The 17,646-nt window shown below is 66.2% G+C and carries 10 protein-coding genes; 4 read left to right on the forward strand and 6 right to left on the reverse strand.

The features are described 5' to 3' along the window. Window positions 1-44: 44 nt before the first annotated feature. Window positions 45-2,699, reverse strand: a complete 2,655-nt coding sequence (locus tag AC1MEM_RS13525) for a M1 family metallopeptidase (RefSeq protein WP_499471174.1) — start codon at window positions 2,697-2,699, stop codon at window positions 45-47. Window positions 2,700-2,851: 152 nt separating this feature from the next. On the opposite strand from AC1MEM_RS13525, the gene AC1MEM_RS13530 reads away from it, so the two are divergent. Next, window positions 2,852-3,478, forward strand: a complete 627-nt coding sequence (locus AC1MEM_RS13530; RefSeq protein WP_499471176.1) for a glutathione S-transferase family protein — start codon at window positions 2,852-2,854, stop codon at window positions 3,476-3,478. Between the two features lie 305 nt (window positions 3,479-3,783). On the opposite strand, the gene AC1MEM_RS13535 is transcribed toward AC1MEM_RS13530, so the two are convergent. Both AC1MEM_RS13535 and AC1MEM_RS13540 read right to left on the reverse strand, forming a co-directional pair. After that, entirely contained in the window at window positions 3,784-4,635 is an 852-nt protein-coding gene (locus AC1MEM_RS13535; RefSeq protein WP_499471178.1) for a CheR family methyltransferase, read from the reverse strand. Further along, window positions 4,623-9,542, reverse strand: a complete 4,920-nt coding sequence (locus tag AC1MEM_RS13540; RefSeq protein ID WP_499471180.1) for a response regulator — start codon at window positions 9,540-9,542, stop codon at window positions 4,623-4,625. The genes AC1MEM_RS13535 and AC1MEM_RS13540 overlap by 13 nt, the downstream gene beginning before the upstream one ends. 351 nt (window positions 9,543-9,893) lie before the next feature. On the opposite strand from AC1MEM_RS13540, the gene AC1MEM_RS13545 reads away from it, so the two are divergent. Continuing rightward, entirely contained in the window at window positions 9,894-10,628 is a 735-nt protein-coding gene (locus AC1MEM_RS13545; protein ID WP_499471182.1) for a helix-turn-helix transcriptional regulator, read from the forward strand. On the opposite strand, the gene AC1MEM_RS13550 is transcribed toward AC1MEM_RS13545, so the two are convergent. Further along, the gene (locus AC1MEM_RS13550; protein ID WP_499477646.1) at window positions 10,603-10,818 is read right to left on the reverse strand and encodes a helix-turn-helix domain-containing protein; all 216 of its coding nucleotides are present in this window, start codon (window positions 10,816-10,818) and stop codon (window positions 10,603-10,605) included. The two genes, AC1MEM_RS13545 and AC1MEM_RS13550, sit on opposite strands and share 26 nt — an antisense overlap. 211 nt (window positions 10,819-11,029) lie before the next feature. On the opposite strand from AC1MEM_RS13550, the gene AC1MEM_RS13555 reads away from it, so the two are divergent. Then, window positions 11,030-11,641 (forward strand): acyl-homoserine-lactone synthase, encoded by a 612-nt coding sequence (locus AC1MEM_RS13555; RefSeq protein ID WP_499471184.1) that lies wholly within the window; start codon window positions 11,030-11,032, stop codon window positions 11,639-11,641. A 114-nt stretch (window positions 11,642-11,755) separates the two neighbouring features. On the opposite strand, the gene AC1MEM_RS13560 is transcribed toward AC1MEM_RS13555, so the two are convergent. Together AC1MEM_RS13560 and AC1MEM_RS13565 are read right to left on the reverse strand one after the other, a co-directional pair. Then, window positions 11,756-12,304: a GNAT family N-acetyltransferase gene (locus tag AC1MEM_RS13560; RefSeq protein WP_499471186.1), complete on the reverse strand. Its 549-nt coding sequence runs from the start codon at window positions 12,302-12,304 to the stop codon at window positions 11,756-11,758. Continuing rightward, window positions 12,301-14,364, reverse strand: a complete 2,064-nt coding sequence (locus AC1MEM_RS13565) for a prolyl oligopeptidase family serine peptidase (protein ID WP_499471188.1) — start codon at window positions 14,362-14,364, stop codon at window positions 12,301-12,303. The genes AC1MEM_RS13560 and AC1MEM_RS13565 overlap by 4 nt, the downstream gene beginning before the upstream one ends. Before the next feature lie 88 nt (window positions 14,365-14,452). Between AC1MEM_RS13565 and AC1MEM_RS13570 the strand changes: the two genes are divergently transcribed. Continuing rightward, window positions 14,453-17,599, forward strand: a complete 3,147-nt coding sequence (locus tag AC1MEM_RS13570) for a CHASE domain-containing protein (protein ID WP_499471190.1) — start codon at window positions 14,453-14,455, stop codon at window positions 17,597-17,599. Window positions 17,600-17,646: the final 47 nt, after the last annotated feature.

A 17,646-nucleotide genomic window follows, 5' to 3' on the forward strand; every position in this document is an offset into this window, starting at 1 on the left:
CCCGCGGGCCAGTGCGGCCCGCGGGTCTTTTTTTTACTGCCGTCTTAGTTCGCGTGCCGCGCCAGCCAGGCATCGATCTCCGGCATCCGTTCGCTGCGCACCTTGATGCGGTCCTTGATCCCGGCAATCGCGGTGTCGGCATCGCGCCGCGCCTCGGGCGCGATGTGCGCCTCGGCATAGGCGCGCACCTTCTCCATCATCGCGGGCGTGGTGGCGTTGCCGGCCAGGCCAGGCATGTAGCGGCTGCGGGAGGTGGCGTCGACCCGCTCGTTGACCGCCTTCATGTTGGCGAGCGCGAAATCGAAGGCCAGTTCCGGGTGCGACCGCGAGACGACCGCGATCATCGCCGCGCCGTTGGTCGCGCCCGGCTCATCGGTCAAGGCCAGCGCCAGCGCGCGTTCGGCCAGCGCGCGGTCGTCGCTCGAGGCCAGCAGCGCGTACATCGCATCCTTGATCATCGGCGATTTTTCCGCCTGCGCGGCGCGGCGCAGCGCTTCCCAGCCGGCGGCGTCCGTGTGTTCGGCCACGACCGCCATGATGGTCTTGCGCAGCGCGCCCGGCACCGCCGACGGATCGGTCCCCATTGCCGCATAACGCCGGCGCGCCTCGTCGATCGTGGTCTGGTCGCCGAGCTGGCTCAGGGTGCCGATCAGCTGGGCGCGCAGGTTGGCGTGCGAGGTCGGCTCGCCGGCCTGCGCGATCCAGCCGACCTGCGCCATTACCGGCGCCAGCCGCTTGAGGGCATAGGCATCGAGGCGCGCGCGGCCGGCCTTGTCGTCGCCATACATCGCATGCAGGCTGCCGAAGCTGCGCGCGACGAGCGCCCAGACCTGCGGATCGGCGCCGGCCGGGGTGGCCTCGGCCAGGTCGAGGATGTTCGAGGCCGGCTGCAGGCCTGCCATGCCGAGCGACCAGGTGTCGGACAGCATGCCGAGCTGGTCGATCGGCGCCAGCGCGGCGAACTGTCCGGTCAATTCGGCGAAGCCGTGCTGGCTGTACAGCGTGCGGTAGTAGCCGCTCTGGCCGGCGTTGACCACCACCGGGCCGCAGCCCGGCAGGGTGAGCTTGCCTTTGCCGCCGGCGACGAGCGTACGTGCCTCGCCCTTGCCGTTCGCGGCTTTGGCGATCACCGGCACGCGCCAGCCCAAGGGTTTGCGCGCCGGCTGGTCGCGCGAGAATTCGCCCTGGCTCAGCGCGACCGTCATGCTGCCGCCCTTGCACACCGGCTCGGCGACGCGGATCAGCGGCACGCCCGGCTGCAGCGTGAAGTCCTGGGCGATCGCGGTGACCGGCTTGGCGGCGGCGCGCTCGACCTGGCGCCACAGGTCGCTGGAGGCCGTGTTGCCGTAGGCGTGTTCGCGCATGTACGCACGCACGCCGCGGCGCCAGGCGTCTTCGCCGACATAGGCTTCGAGCATGCGGATCACGGCTTCGCCCTTCTGGTAGGTGATCGTATCGAAAGCCTGGCTGGCCTGCTCCACGGTCGCGACATGCTGCACCACCGGGTGGGTGGTGGCCAGCGCATCGCGGCGCATCGCGCCGTCGCGGCTGTTCACGGCTTCCAGCGAGGTGTTCCATTCCGGGTGCAGGCGTGCCGTCATGCGCGACTCCATCCACGAGGCGAAGCCTTCGTTGAGCCAGAGGTCGTCCCACCAGCGCATGGTGACCAGGTCGCCGAACCACTGGTGCGCCATCTCGTGGGCGGCGGTGGCGAAGACTTCCTGCTTGTCGTGCTGGGTCGAGATGGCCGGGTCGAGCAGCAGCGCGTATTCGAAGGTGAAGATCGCGCCCCAGTTTTCCATCGCCCCGAAGAACTGGCTGCGGCCGGGGCCGGCGATGTTGTCGAGTTTCGGCAGCGGATAGCGCACGCCGAAGTAGTCGTTGTATTCGCGCAGGACCGCCTGCGAGGACGCCAGCGCGAACGCGGCCTGCGGCAGGCTGCCGCGGCGCGTCACGACACCGAGTTCGGTGCCGTCGACGTTTGCCGTGGCGCGCTCGAAGTCGCCCAGCGCGAAGAACAGCAGGTAAGTGGACATCTTCGGCGTATCGGCGAAGCGCAGCTCGACACGGCCGTCCGGCAGCGTGGTGCTGGACTTGACCGGCATGTTACTGACCGCCATCTCGCCGGCGGGCACGGTGGCACGCAGGGCGAAGCTCGCCTTGTAGGCCGGCTCGTCCCAGGACGGGATCATGCGCCGCGCGTCCGAATTTTCGAACTGGGTGAAAAGGGCGCGGCGCTTGCCTTCTGTCGTGTTGTAGTCGAGCGAGAACAGGCCGACGGCCTGGCTGCCGATCGCGCCGCTGTAGTCGATGGCGAGCCGGTAGCGGCCGCGCGCGAGCGGCCGGGCGAAGCTGAAGGTGGCGGTCTGCGCTGCGTCGTTGACGGCGATCTTCGCATCCTGTGCCGCGCCCGACGTCGGCGCCAGCGTGGCCCTGGCGAACTTCAGGTCGGCCGCGTTCAGGGTGATGCTGTTCGTCGGCGCCGTGATCTCGAGGTCGATCGCTACGCGCGCGCTGAAGCTGGCGTTCTTCGCGTCCGGGATGATGGCGATGTCATAGTGCAGCGGGCGCACGCCGCGCGGCAGCTGGGTGGTCGCCTCGATGGCGGCTTTGGTGGCGGCAGGTGCGGCGGCGGCGGGGAGGGCGGCAAAACCGGCAAAGGCAAGGGCGAGGGCGGCGGACAACAGGCTGCGGTGCATGGAGATTCTTTCGTCGGAGGGCGCGCGAGGCAATCCGCCAATCTAGCCTTCCCGCATGGGCATGTCAATCTGGTAAGGGCGCGCTTTCGCGTGCGCTCCGTTTGCGGCTATGATCCCCAAGGCATGAGACGACAACCATCCGAAGGAGACCTATGAAACTGTATATCAGCAGCCATGCGCCGAACCCGCGCCGGGTGAGCATGTTCATCCTCGAAAAGGGCATCACGGGAATCGAGACCGAGATGGTCGACATCCTCGCCGGCGAGCAGCGCAGCGAGCGCTTCATGGCGAAAAACCCGCTCGGGCGCGTGCCGGCGCTGGAGTTCGACGACGGCCGCGTGCTGAGCGAGACGCGTGCGATCTGCACGTATCTCGAAGGCCTGCATCCGGAGCCGAACCTGATGGGCGTGGATTTCGAGGAGCGCGCCTTCATCGAGATGGCCGACCGCCGCATGGAACTGCACCTGCTGCTGGAAACGGCCAGCAGCGCGCGCCACACCCACCCGGCGCTGGCGGTACTCGAAACGCCGCAGTTCAAGGATTTCGGCGCCGCGCAAGCCGACAAGATGCGCATCACCGCGCGCTGGCTCGACCAGCTGCTGGCGCGCCAGCCGTATGTGGCGGGCGAGCGCTTCACGATTGCCGACATCACCGCCTTCTGCGCCCTCGAATTCGGCCGCGGCCTGCTGCGGTTCAAGCCGGGCGAGGAGGGGATGGCGCATTTGCAGGCCTGGCGCGACCAGATCGCCGAACGGCCGAGCGCGGTGGGGTCGAAATAGCCGCCCAATGTAATCGGTTCAAATGACCGCGCTGTTCGATACCCGTAGGGTGGGCACCCGTGCCCACGCGGACGGTCGCGCGGTGTTGTCGGGTGAGCGCGGCGCGGAATTGGCAGGCCGCGCCCGTTTGCGCGGAGCAGCCCAGGCGTCCATCGTTTGCGGCAAGATCATCCAGCACGATCACGGAGCCGGTAACGATCACCGCGTGGGCGGGGGACCCGCCCACCCTACGGGTATGCCAGGCCCGTAGCGTCCGACCAATAAAAAAGGGCGGCACACGCCGCCCTTCAACGAAGCAAATACCTTCACTCCACCCTGCGATACCACGGCAAGTCCCCCGGCAGCGGCTTGTAGGCGGACGCATGCGCATCCCCCGGCGCCAGCTCGCGGTCGATTCCCAGCACGCCAAAGCGCGCCAGGCTCTCGTGAAACAGCCGCAGCACGCGCTGGCGCAGCATCGGGCCGAAGTCGGCCAGCGCGCGGCAGCAGATGATGGCCTGGAACTCGTTGAACGAAGCGTCCGTCACCAGGTTGTGCCCGGCCCAGGTGATGCGCGACCGCAGGCGGGCCAGGAGCAATGCGCGGCCGTCCTTCACCTCGAAATACCCGGCCAATTCACCGGTACCGCCAGCCTGCAGGTAATGCTCCTGCAGCGCCGCCAGCGAAGCCGCATCGATGCCTGCTTCGCGCACCTCGGCCAGCAACTCGTCGTTGGCCATGGTGGCGAAAATCTCGGTGCGATTCAACAGGCCTTCCTCGTGCAGCAGGATCGCCAGCGTCCAGGCTTCGCCGACGCCCGCGCATTCGGCCAGCCAGACCTTCGGCAGCGCCGCCGAACGCAGGTTGGCGGCGAGCAGCTCGCGCGCCTGGCGGGCGCAGGCCGGGTTGTCGAACAAAGCGGCCGGCGCAAGCGCCAGCGCGCGCAGCACGGCGGAAGCCGCACCCGGTTCATGCAGCACGCGCTCCTGCAGCGCCGAGACGGTCTTCAGCTCGCGCGCGGCCATCACGCCCAGGAGCTTTCGCCGCACCAGCTGGCGGTCGTAGTCGCGGAAATCGTAACCGTGCCGTTGCAAGAGAGCTTCAAGCAAGAGGTCGATTTCCAGCTCCTCGACCGCCAGGGAGGCGGCGAAGGCGGCGAAGGCGGTCAATGCAGCCACACTCGCATCAGCGACAGCAGCTGCGCCACATCGACCGGCTTGGTGATGTAGTCGGAAGCGCCGGCGGCGATGCACTTGTCGCGGTCGCCCTTCATCGCTTTCGCGGTCAGGGTGATGATCGGCAGCGACTTGAACTTCGGAATACGACGGATGGCACGCATCGTGTCGTAGCCGTCCATCTCCGGCATCATGATGTCCATCAGGACGATCTCGATGCTCGGATCCTTTTCCAGCACTTCGATGCCGTCGCGGCCGTTCTCGGCGAAGAGCACTTGCATCTGCTGGCGCTCCAGCAGCGAGGACAGCGCGAAGATGTTACGCAGGTCGTCGTCGACGATCAGCACCTTGCGGCCCGCAAGGCCGCCATCGGCCGCGTGGATCTCCTCCAGCATGCGCCGCTGCAGTTCCGGCAGCGAAGCGTGCGAACGGTGCAGGAACAGTGCCGTTTCATCGAGCAGGCGCTCCGGCGAACGGGCGTCCTTGATGACGATGGTCTTCGCATACTTCTTGAGCTTCGTGACTTCCTTGCGGTTCAGCTCTTGCGCGGTATAGATCACGATCGGCAGGTCGCGCAGGGCAGGCTTCTTGCCGATTTCGTCGAGCAGGTCGAAGCCCGAGATGTCCGGCAGCGTCAGGTCGAGCACCATGCAATCGAAGTGATTGGCTTCCAGCGCCTCGAGGGCCGCCTTGCCGGTCTCCACCGTCACCATGTGCAGGTCGCTGTCACCGATCAGGGCCACGATCGACTCGCGCTGGGCCATGTCGTCTTCCACCACCAGCAGCGAACGCTTGCCGCCGACCAGGAACTTCTGGATGCGGGTGAATTCCTCATTCAGCGCCTCGCGGTCCATCGGTTTGCTGATGAACGAGATCGCACCCTGGCGCAGCGCACGCTCGCGCTCGCGCAGTGCCGAGACCACGTGCACCGGAATGTGGCGGGTACTCGGGTCGCGCTTCAGGCGGTCGAGCACCGTGAAGCCGTCGATGTCCGGCAGGTCGATGTCGAGCAGGATCGCCGACGGCAGGTAGTCGCGGGCGAGCGACAGGGCCGAATCGCCGCGGTGGGTGACGATGCCCTTGAAGTTCTTTTCGCGGGCGAATTCCAGTACGGTCTTGGCGAAGCGGTCGTCGTCCTCCACGATCAGCACCGACGGGTCGCCCGGGGCGATCAGGCCGCGGTCGTCCAGCATCGAGGCGTATTCGACCAGGTTGCTGTTGGTCGGCGCCTGGACTTCGATCGTGGCCACGTTGCCATCCTCGGCCGCGTCAGGCAGGGCATAGGCCACGGGCGCTGCCATCGGTGCCGCGCTTGGCGCCACCAGGCGCGCCGGTTGCGGCTGGCGCGTCGCTTCGTAGTTGATGAAGCCGGCGCGGTTGTATGGCAGGTAAAGGGTGAAGGTCGAACCGACGTTGACGGTCGACTCGACGCGAATTTCGCCGCCCAGCAGGCGCGCCAGTTCGCGCGAAATCGACAGGCCGAGACCCGTACCGCCGTATTTGCGCGCGGTCGAACCGTCGGCCTGCTGGAAGGCTTCGAAGATCAGCTGCAGCTTGTCCGACGGGATGCCGACGCCGCTGTCGCTGACCGAGAACGCCAGCACTGCGTCCGCATGCAGCAGGTGCGGGTGGTCCGCCGTCCAGCCGCTGGTCACGAGGCTGATATTCAGCGCGACCTGGCCGTGGCTGGTGAACTTGAACGCGTTCGACAGCAGGTTCTTCAACACCTGCTGGAGACGCGTGGTATCGGTCATCACCGCGGTCGGCAGGTTTTCCGCCAGGTCCACCTGGAAGCCGAGGTGCTTGGCTTCGGCCATGTGGCGGAAGGTGCGGTCCACATAGTTGCGCAGGTTGGCGAAGCGGTATTCCGACACGTCCAGGGTCACCGTACCCGACTCGATCTTCGACAAGTCCAGGATGTCGTTAATCAGGGTCAGCAGGTCGGAACCGGAGCCGTGGATGGTCTTCGCGAATTCGACCTGTTTACCGGACAGGTTGCCCTCGGGGTTATCCGACAATTGCTGCGCCAGGATCAGCAGCGAGTTCAATGGGGTCCTCAGTTCGTGCGACATATTCGCCAGGAACTCGGACTTGTACTTCGAGGACAGCGCCAGCTGGGTCGCCTTTTCCTCCAGCGCCAGCTTGGCCTGCTCGACCTCGCGGTTCTTGCGTTCCACCTCGATGTTCTGCTCGGACAGCAGGCGCGCCTTTTCGGCCAGTTCCTGGTTGGTCTGCTGCAGTTCCTGCGCCAGCGACTGCGACTGGGTCAGCAGCGACTCGGTACGGCTGTTCGCCTCGATCGTGTTCAGGACGACGCCGATCGACTCCATCAGCTGGTCGAGGAAGGAGAGGTGGGTTTCGGTGAAGCGGTCGAGGGAGGCGATCTCAATCACCGCTTTGACCTGCTGTTCGAACAGGATCGGCAGCACGACGATGTTGTTCGGCGGCGCAGAACCCAGGCCCGACGACACCACGATGTAATCGCGCGGCACGTCGGTCAGCCAGATGCGGGTCTTCTCCAGCGCGCACTGGCCCACCAGGCCTTCGCCCGGCGAGAACGAGGTCGGCAGCTTGCGGTTCGAACGATAGCCGTAGGAGGCGATCATGCGCAGGCGTGCATCGGCTTCCTGCGAGTCCATCATGTAGAACACGCCGTGGTGGGCCGAGACCAGCGGGGCCAGCTCGGACAGGATCAGTTTCGTCACCGCGCCCAGGTCGCGCTGGCCCTGCAGGAGTCGCGTGAAGCGGGCCAGGTTGGTTTTCAGCCAGTCCTGCTGCGCGTTCTTCTGCGTGGTCTCTTTCAGGTTGCGGATCATCTCGTTGATGTTGTCCTTCAGGTAGGACACCTCGCCGCGTGCTTCCACCTGGATCGAACGCGACAAGTCACCACGGGTCACCGCGGTCGCGACTTCACCAATCGCGCGCATCTGGTTGGTCAGGTTGGCCGCCAGCTGGTTGACGTTCTCGGTCAAGTCTTTCCAGGTGCCGGCGACACCGGACACGTTTGCCTGGCCACCCAGCTTGCCCTCGGTACCCACCTCACGGGCGACGCGCGTCACCTCGGATGCGAAGGAGGACAGCTGGTCGACCATGACGTTGATCGTGTCCTTCAGTTCGAGAATCTCGCCCTTCACGTCCACGGTAATTTTCTTCGACAAGTCACCCCGCGCCACCGCGGTCGTCACCGCCGCAATGTTACGCACCTGGCCCGTCAGGTTCGAGGCCATGAAGTTCACGTTGTCGGTCAAGTCCTTCCAGGTACCGCCGACGCCCGGCACGTAGGCCTGGCCGCCGAGTTTACCCTCGGTACCCACCTCACGCGCGACCCGGGTCACCTCGGATGCGAAGGAGGACAACTGGTCGACCATGACGTTAATCGTGTTTTTCAGTTCGAGAATCTCGCCCTTGACGTCCACGGTAATTTTCTTCGACAGGTCGCCGTTCGCCACCGCGGTCGTCACGTCCGCAATGTTACGCACCTGGCCGGTCAGGTTACCCGCCATCGAGTTCACGCCGTCGGTCAAGTCTTTCCAGGTACCTGCAACGCCCGGCACGTTCGCCTGGCCGCCCAGGCGGCCCTCGGTACCCACTTCCCGTGCGACGCGGGTCACCTCGGATGCGAAGGAGTTCAGCTGGTCGACCATGACGTTGATGGTGTTTTTGAGCTCGAGAATCTCGCCCTTCACGTCCACCGTGATCTTCTTGGACAAGTCGCCGTTTGCCACGGCGGTGGTCACGTCCGCGATGTTACGCACCTGGCCGGTCAGGTTACCCGCCATCGAGTTCACCGAGTCGGTCAAGTCCTTCCAGGTACCCGCCACGCCCTTCACCTGCGCCTGGCCGCCCAGCTTTCCTTCGGTACCCACCTCTCGTGCCACACGGGTCACCTCGGAGGAGAACGAGGACAGCTGGTCCACCATCACGTTAATCGTGTTCTTCAGTTCGAGAATCTCGCCCTTCACGTCCACGGTAATCTTCTTGGACAGGTCGCCGTTCGCCACCGCGGTCGTCACGGTCGCGATGTTACGCACCTGGCCCGTCAGGTTCGAGGCCATGAAGTTCACGTTGTCGGTCAAGTCCTTCCAGGTACCGCCCACGCCCGGCACGTAGGCCTGGCCGCCCAGTTTTCCTTCGGTACCGACCTCGCGCGCCACGCGCGTCACCTCGGATGCGAAGGAACGCAGCTGGTCCACCATGACGTTGATCGTGTCTTTCAGCTGCAGGATCTCGCCGCGCACGTCGACGGTAATCTTCTTCGACAAGTCGCCGTTCGCCACGGCGGTCGTCACCTCCGCGATGTTACGCACCTGGGAGGTCAGGTTACCCGCCATCGAGTTGACCGAGTCGGTCAAGTCCTTCCAGGTACCGGCAACGCCTTTCACCTGCGCCTGGCCGCCGAGTTTACCCTCGGTGCCGACCTCACGCGCCACGCGCGTTACTTCGGAAGAGAAGGAGGAGAGCTGTTCCACCATCGTGTTCGCGGTCGTTGCGGCGCGCAGGTACTGGCCCTTCAGGGGGTGGCCGTCGACTTCCAGCGCCATGGTCTGCGACAGGTCGCCCTTCGCCACGGCGCCGATGACGCGCGCCATTTCGGTGGTCGGGCGCACCAGGTCGTCGATCAGGGAGTTGACAGAACTAATGAGGGTGCTCCAGCCGCCGACCACGCCCGGCACGTCCGCGCGCTGGGTCAGGTGGCCCTCGCGGCCGACGACGCGCGACACGTCGGTCACGGCTTCGACCATCTTCGACTTCGTTTCGATGATGTCGTTCAGGGTGTCGGCGATCTTGCCCGACACGCCGGTCCAGTCGGAAGGCATCCGTACCGAAAAGTCACCCTTTTTCAGGGCCATCAGCGTTGCCAGCAGGAGCTTGACGTCCAGCTGTTCGGCCATGTCGGTCATTGTGTTCATCGACGTTTGATCCTTGTTTTGGAAGCGTTCTTGTCGACCCAGGGCGAAAAGCCTCGCGCAGGGGAAACTGTTAAATAGAAATGTGAGACGATACTCTTGTGCGATATCAAGTCAAGCTCTGGGCCAGATTAAAATTGCACTTAGGAAAACTTTGCAAACAAGCGCAGGAGGGTAACGGAAACGCCGGTTTGGCAGCGCACGATTGTTTTTCCCGTAAAAATAGTCGTGGCGAAATTACTACAAAAAAGCTGGCTAAACCTGCATGAGACTTGTTAGAATTGCTAGAGTGCATGATTTCTTTACAGTATGCAATTAGCATAATCCACCGCGTCCGACCAGGGAGCGAGCGCTATGATTGAAACTGCCCAGCTAGTGCGGCTACTCGACTCAAAAGATGCCGATTCGTGGCGTCAGGAGATGTTGGACCTGGCCGGCGCGGTCGGCTTCGAACATGTGATGTATGCCGTGGTCCACTCGCGCCACCAGCAGTACGAAAGCGCCTTCGTCCAGAGCAATTATGATCCCGCGTGGCGCGAACGCTACGATGCCGAGCGTTTCGCCTATGTCGATCCGACGGTCGGCCATTGCCTGATCAGTACGCTACCGATCATCTGGGAGCCGGACGCCTTTGCCAGCGCAGGGGGGCGCATCCTGTATGAAGAGGCTAGCGCGTATGGCATGCGCACGGGCGTGACGCTGCCGATCCACGGTCCGAACGGCGAGGTCGGACTGCTCGGCCTGGCGTCGGACGCCGCGCCGGGCGAAAAATTTTTGCGCGATATCGCCCATTGCATGGCCGACCTGACGCTGATCCGCGACTATTCCTTCGCCGCCTCGATCCCGTTTGCGCACCCGGCGGGCGGCGAAGCGGTGCCGCGCCTGACCCGGCGTGAGCTGGAGGTGCTCAACTGGGTCATGGCGGGCAAATCCTCATGGGAGATCTCGATGATCACCCGTTGTTCCGAAGCCACTGTCAACTTCCATCTGGCCAACGTGCGCCAGAAATTCAACGTCAATACACGTCAGCAGGCGGTGGTCAAGGCAATCGCGCTGGGACTGCTTACCCCTGAAGATCGCCATCGTTGAGCTTGCCGTTGACGTAGAGCTTCAACAGGATCGCCACCGGCGCAGGAATGGCGAGTCCGGTCTCGAAGCGGCTGCCGCTCGACTGGGTGACGCCGAACCGCCCCCAGAATTTTTCCTGGCTTTCGCGTTTGCTGATGCGGAACTGGCGCAGGTCAGCGTGCGGCGCCCGCATGGGCATCGGCATCGGCATGACAGGATGCGCGCCCGGACGGACGAGCATGGATTCGCTGATGAAGTCGTTTGGCATGGCCGGTCTCCCTGTTGAACGAGTGAAAAACTTAGTATTCCACCGTGTTACTTCCTAGCCACCTAGCAATCTTGCTAGTACCGCCGGTGCCCGCTTTGCATGACGCTTCATGCCTGTCGCATAGATATTTTTGTCAACACACAGGGAGAACGACATGGCACTGCAAATCAATATCGCAGCACGGCGCGAATTTCAATCCCGCGATCTCCGCGAGATGCACACGCTTCGCGCAAAAGTGTTCCAGGGCCGGCTTGGCTGGGAGGTGCCGGTGTTGTCGGGGATGGAAATCGACGGCTACGATGCGCTCGAACCGCACTACATGATGATGCGCGAGCCGGGCGAGGGCATCCTGCGCGGCTGCTGGCGTTTGTTGCCGACCGACGGTCCCTACATGCTCAAGGATTCGTTCCCGCAACTGCTGCATGGACAGCCCGCTCCTTGCGACGAACACATCTGGGAGCTGTCGCGCTTTGCCATCGAGACCGGCGGCAGCGGCGAGTTCGGTTTCTCCGCGATCACGATGGAGTCGTTCGCCGCGATCACCCGCTACGGCTACGAGCACGGCATCGCCAAGTACGTCACGGTGACCACGACCGCGATCGAACGCCTGCTGCGCCGCGCCGGCATCGTTACCGAGCGCCTCGGCGAGCCGATGGTCATCGGCGTCGAGACGGCGGTTGCGCTGTACGTCGATATCGATGCGAGCTATCCGGCTGTCGTGCGGTTTGGGGCGGGCAAGCAGCGGGGGCATGGGCTGCCGCAGTAAGCATGCGTAGGGTGGGCATGCCCACGCGTGAAGCCGGCTCCGGGTTGGCGTGCTTGTCCTCAAACGAAGCCATCACCGTCCGGCGGGGATACCGCGTGGGCATGAATGCCCACCCTACGAACCGGTTAGCTCGAGCCGCATCCGCTGCTCGAATTGACTGGAGCCCGGGCGCTGCGGCTCCGGTGCGCCGGCATCGCGAAACCCGGCGCGTCCGTACAGGCGCCGGGCCGCATCGTTCCCGCACACGACGCCGAGCTGCATCGCGCGCGCGCCGCGCGAACGTGCCCAGCCAAGCGCCGCATCGAGCAGCGCCGCCGCCAGGCCGCGTCCACGGGCCTCGGGTGCGACCCAGACCTGGAACAGGTTGACGAGCGACGCATCGTCCGCATCGACCTTGGCCCAGGCCAGCCCCAGGGGGATGCCGTCAAGTTCCGCCACCAGCGGACAATCGCGTCCGGAGCTGGCGCCCAGGTTCAGCACCCAGGCCCAATCGTCGTCCGTGCGGGCTTCGGCCTCGGCCAGCGGCATGCCGAAGGCCTCGGGCGCGTCGGCCAGCGAACGCAGGCGCAGCGTGCGATACAGCGGCCACTCGTGCGCGCCCAGCGGCCGCACGAGGGCCTCGCCCTTGCACGCTTGTGCGGCCATCTCCGCGCCTGCCTTCATGTCAATTCCTTGCGCAAAAAAGTATAGGTCAGCGCCCACATGCGCGCCTGCTGCGTGTTGTTGGCGGCCCCCGCATGGCCGCCTTCCAGGTTTTCCCAGTACAGCACGTCGTGTCCCTGGCTTTCCATCAGCGCCGCCATCTTGCGCGCATGGCCCGGATGAACGCGGTCGTCGCGGGTCGACGTCGTGAACAGCACGCGCGGATAGTGCCTGTCCGCGACCACATTCTGGTAGGGCGAGTATCGACCGATGAATTTCCACTGCTGCGGATCGTCCGGATCGCCGTACTCTCCCATCCACGACGCGCCGGCCAGGAGCTTGTGGTAGCGCCGCATGTCCAGCAGCGGCACCTGGCAGACCACGGCCTTGAACAGCTCGGGACGCTGAGTGAGGGCGGCGCCGACCAGCAGGCCGCCATTGCTGCCGCCCATGATGCCGAGGTGGCGCGGGCTGGTGATTTTCCGTTCGGTGAGGTCCTGCGCCACCGCCAGGAAATCGTCGAAGGCGTTCTGGCGATTTTCCTTCAGCGCCGCCTGGTGCCAGCGCGGACCGAATTCGCCGCCGCCGCGGATGTTCGCCAGCACATACACGCCGCCCTGTTCCAGCCAGCCGGCGCCGATCAAGCCGCTGTACGCCGGTTTGAGCGCGACCTCGAAACCGCCATAGCCATACAGGACGGTCGGATTGCGCCCGTCCAGGCGCGCATGGCGCGCCATGACGACGAAATAGGGCACCAGCGTGCCGTCTTTCGAACGCGCGTCGAACTGGGACACCGTGTACGGTTCCGGGTCGAACCAGGCCGGCATCGCCTTCAGGCGCTCGCGCGTGTCGCTGCCCGTGCGGCCAAGGTACAGGGTGGTCGGCGTCAGGAAGTCGGTCGCCGTGAGGAAGTAGTCGTCGGACGCGGTCTCGTCCAGCGCGCTCACGCCGAGGGTGCCGATGCCGGGCGCGGCAAGCTCGCGCCGCAGCCAGCGGCCGTCCTGGCGGCGCAGTTCGACGAGACGGTTCTTGACCTTGTCGAGGACCGTGAGCAGCAGGGCGCTGCGCGTGACGGCCACGCCGTCGAGGGAACTGGTGGCGGTCGGCGTGAATAGCGCCTCGAAACCGCGCTCGCCGCGCATGAAGGCTGCGAAATCGATGGCCAGCAGGGCGCCCTGCGGCCAGTGTCGTCCGGCGACGTTCCAGTCCGAGCGCAGTTCGACCAGCAACTGGTCGCGCACCGCATACGCAGTCGCGTCCTCGGGCTTGTCGATTTTCACGAGGCGCCCGTCCTCGCGCAGGAACAGTTCGCTGCTGTAGAAGCCGATCTGGCGGGTGACGAATTCGCGCTCGAATCCGGGCGTCATGTCCTTGCTGGCCGACGCCGACAGGTCGTTGGCATCGGCCTCGAAGACGAGGCGCGCGCTGGACAAGGGTGTGCCGCGCCGCCATTCCTTGACGATGCGCGGATAGCCGGAGGCGGTCATCGAGCCCGGCCCGAAATCGGTGGCGACGAACAGCCGGTCCTGGTCGATCCAGTGCACGCTGCCCTTCGATTCGGGCAGGGCGAAGCCGTCCTTCACGAAGGCGCGCGCATCGAGGTCGAATTCGCGCACCACGCCGGCGTCGCCTCCGCCGCGCGAGAGCGAGACCAGGCAGCGCGCGCCATGCGGTTCGAGGCAGGTGGCGCCGGCCCAGACCCAGTTCTCGTGCTCGTCGCGCGCCAATGCATCGAGGTCGATCACCGTTTCCCAGTGCGGCGCGGCCTTGCGGTATTCGGACAGCGTCGTGCGGCGCCAGATGCCGCGCTCGTGAACCGCATCGCGCCAGAAGTTGTACACATGCGCGCCGTGCTGGCGCACGTAAGGAATGCGCTCCTTCGCGTCGAGGATCGACTGCAGTCGCGCGCGCAAGGCCTCGTGCGCCGCGCCCCCGAGCGCCTGTTCGGAGCGCGCGTTATGTGCGCGCACCCAGGCCAGTTGCTCGTCGCCGCCGACGTCTTCGAGCCATGCGTTGGGGTCGTCCGGCACCGCCGATCCGGGGAGGTTCGCTTCCGCCCCTTTTTCTGCCGCTGTTTGCATCCGTCATCCTTACTGTCCAGGGCCCCATGGCGGAGCGTTAGCGTATACTATCAACAATCTTTCATCTACCCAGACGGCATAACGAGCGATGGCCCTCTCGATCACCCGCAGCATCGGCGCCGCCGCCGGCGCACGCGGCACGACGCGTGTCGTGCTGTGGGGCGCCGGCCTGTGGCTGGCCTTGCTGGTCGGGGCGATGCTGCACATGGCCGCCTCGCGCGCGGTCGAAGAAGAAGCGCTGCGCCGCTTCGAGAACCGGGCGCACGCCACCCAGGAACGCCTGGCCGGCGCCATCAAGTCGTACACCGATGTCACGCGCGCGCTGGTCTCGCTGTTCGCCGCCGGCGACGGCCCGGTCACGCGCTTGCAGTTCCATCGCTACGTGACGGCGCTCGACCTGGCCGCCAACTACCCGGCGATCGACGCCGTCTCCTGGACCCCGGCCGTGAGCGATGCGGATCGCCCGGCCTTCGAAGCGCAGGTGCGCGCCGACCGCAGCCTCGATCCGGACGGCTACCCGGATTTCACGATCCGGCCGGCCGGACGGCGCCCCAGCTACACGGTGCTGACCTATATCGAGCCGCCGAACCGGATGCGCGAGCGCTTCGGGGTCGACATCGGCGCCAATCCGGCGGTGGCCGGGGCGATGGACCGTGCGCGCGACAGCGGCGGTATCAGCGCCTCGGGCAGCCCGGTGCAGGTGCCGCGCCCGACGCCGCACCTGGCCCTGAACATGCGCGCGCCCGTCTATCGCGGCGGCCGGACGCCCGCCACCGTGGCCGAACGCCGCGCCGCCTATACCGGCGGGGTCGGCATCGCCTTCTCGGTGCCGGCCCTGGTCGAACAGGCGCTCGGCGGGGATGCCGGCGACCCGGTTTCGCTGGCGCTGTTCGCCGCCACGCCCGGCAAGTCCACGCATCGGCTGGGCATCGCTCCCGGCGACCGCCTGCTGTATGGCGACGGCGGCCTGCCTGCCCGGGCCGGGGACGATGCGGGCAGCTTTACCACCGTCCTGCCGGTCGAGTTTGGGGGAGGCCTGTGGAAGGCGCGTTTCAGCGCGCCCAAGAGCGCGCTCTACCTGCCGCTCGACCACAACCTGCCGCTCATCGCGCTGGCGACCGGCTTTGCCGCCACCTTGCTGGTGTACAGCCTGTTCCTGTCGCTGTACTGGTCGCGCCGCACCGCCATCGAACAGCGCACGCTGCTCGACACGGTGCTCGACAACCTCGATGCCTTTGTCTTCATGAAGGACCGCGACCGCCGCTTCCGTTACGTCAACGCGAAGATGGCGCTGGCGCTGGGCCAGGGTGCCGAACGCATCGTCGGCCGTACGGACCGCGAAGTGATGGCGGCCGACCTGGCCGACGCCGCCTGGGAGCGCGAACGCGCCGTGTTCGACGGCAAGCGCCGCGCCAGCCAGGTCGAGGTCGATCTCGACGGCGGACCGCGCCAGTTGTGGCAAGTGACGGTGCCGGTGCGGCTCGACGGCGATGTCGGCAGCGTGCTGTGCGTGGCCACCGACGTCACCGAACTGCACCAGCTGAAAGCCGCGGCCGATGCCGCCAACCAGGCGAAAAGCGACTTCCTGTCGAACATGAGCCACGAGATCCGCACGCCGATGAATTCGATCATCGGCATGACCCACCTCGCACTGAAAGCCGCCGTCGAACCGAAGCTGCGCGACTACCTGGAAAAGATCGGGCATTCGGGCCAGCACCTGCTGGGGATCATCAACCACATCCTCGACTTTTCGAAGATCGAAGCCGGGCGGCTGGAGCTGGAAGTGGTCGACTTCAAACTCGACGCCCTGATGCGCAACCTCGAAACCCAGCTCGGGGAGACCGCCGCCGCCCGCGGCCTGCATTTCGAATTCGACATCGCCCCGGAACTGGCGCGCCCCCTGCGCGGCGATCCGCTGCGGCTGGAACAGGTGCTGCTCAATTTCGTCGGCAATGCGGTCAAGTTTTCCGAGCGCGGCAGCGTCAAGGTGCGTGCACGGGCGCTGCGCGCCTTCGGCCATGAGACGCTGGTGCGCTTCGAAGTCGAAGACCACGGCATCGGCATCGACCCGGCCGAGGTGGCGCAGCTGTTCACGCCCTTCCACCAGGCCGATCCCTCGACCACGCGGCGCTATGGCGGCACGGGACTGGGCCTCGTGATCAGCAAGCAACTGGCCGAGCTGATGGGCGGCGAAGCCGGGGTCGAAAGCGAGCCGGGGCGCGGCAGCACCTTCTGGTTCACGGCCCGACTGGGGCAGGGCGGGGCGCAGGAGGCGCGCCCGCTGCGCAAGGCCGCGCCCTTGACGGCCGCATCCGGCCAGCGCCTCGACGGCACCGCCGTGCTGCTGGTCGAGGACAATGTATTCAGCCAGCAGGTCGGGCGCGAACTGCTGGAAAACGCCGGCGCGACGGTCGCCGTCGCCGCCAACGGCAGCGAAGCGCTCGCGCTGATGCGGAGCTGGCATGTCGATTGCGTGCTGATGGACGTGCAGATGCCGGTCATGGACGGCTTCGAAGCGACCCGCCGCATCCGCGCCGACCCCGCGCTGCGCGAGGCGGTGGTGATCGCGATGACGGCGAACGCCGGGGTCGAGGACCAGGCGCGCTGCATGGCGGCCGGCATGAACGAATTCCTGACCAAGCCGGTGGCGCCCGAGCACCTGGCGGCGACGATCGCGCGCGCAATTGCACACAAACGCGGGCACGGGCGTGGGCAGCAGGGCGCGGATGGCGGCGAAGCCGCGCCTGGCCTGGTGCCCGGCAAGACAGCCGCGCGCCAGGCCCACGGCAGCGGGGCGGCGGCACCGGAAGCGGCGGCGCAGGCCCCTTCCGCCGACGCGCCGGCCGGGCCTGCCGCCGCCGGCCGGCCGGCCGGGGCGCTGCCGCCGCTCGACACGGGCGTGCTGGCATCGACCTTCGGCAGCGACCCGGGCAAAATGCGCAAGTTCGCTTTCATGTTCCTCGACAGCGCGCGCGAAGGCCTGGCCGAGATCGACATCGCGCTGGTCTCGAACGACCTCGCGCGCGCAGGCGCCGTGGCCCACCGCCTGAAATCCTCGGCGCGGGCCGTGGGCGCGCTCGGCTTCGCCGATCTCTGCGCCGAGCTCGAGCGCCAGCACGAGCTCGGGGCCGCTGGGCAGGCAAGGGCGCTGGGAGCACGTCTGCGCAGCACTTTTGCGCGCCTCGAACGCCAGGTCGCAACAGACCTTGGCGCCCGCGCCACGGATGGGCAGTGAGCATTCGGCTACCTTTCGCCGGGCGCGCAAAAAGAGTATCCTGTTGC

It is taken from the genome of Telluria sp. AIW5 (assembly GCF_056680575.1).

Coding starts and splice junctions, on each gene's coding strand:
- AC1MEM_RS13525 (WP_499471174.1), bottom strand. CDS start 2,699: ATGCACCGCAGCCTGTTGTCCGCCGCCCTCGCCCTTGCCTTTGCCGGT.
- AC1MEM_RS13560 (WP_499471186.1), bottom strand. CDS start 12,304: ATGAAGGCAGGCGCGGAGATGGCCGCACAAGCGTGCAAGGGCGAGGCC.
- AC1MEM_RS13550 (WP_499477646.1), bottom strand. CDS start 10,818: ATGCCGATGCCGATGCCCATGCGGGCGCCGCACGCTGACCTGCGCCAG.
- AC1MEM_RS13565 (WP_499471188.1), bottom strand. CDS start 14,364: ATGCAAACAGCGGCAGAAAAAGGGGCGGAAGCGAACCTCCCCGGATCG.
- AC1MEM_RS13540 (WP_499471180.1), bottom strand. CDS start 9,542: ATGAACACAATGACCGACATGGCCGAACAGCTGGACGTCAAGCTCCTG.
- AC1MEM_RS13530 (WP_499471176.1), top strand. CDS start 2,852: ATGAAACTGTATATCAGCAGCCATGCGCCGAACCCGCGCCGGGTGAGC.
- AC1MEM_RS13555 (WP_499471184.1), top strand. CDS start 11,030: ATGGCACTGCAAATCAATATCGCAGCACGGCGCGAATTTCAATCCCGC.
- AC1MEM_RS13545 (WP_499471182.1), top strand. CDS start 9,894: ATGATTGAAACTGCCCAGCTAGTGCGGCTACTCGACTCAAAAGATGCC.
- AC1MEM_RS13570 (WP_499471190.1), top strand. CDS start 14,453: ATGGCCCTCTCGATCACCCGCAGCATCGGCGCCGCCGCCGGCGCACGC.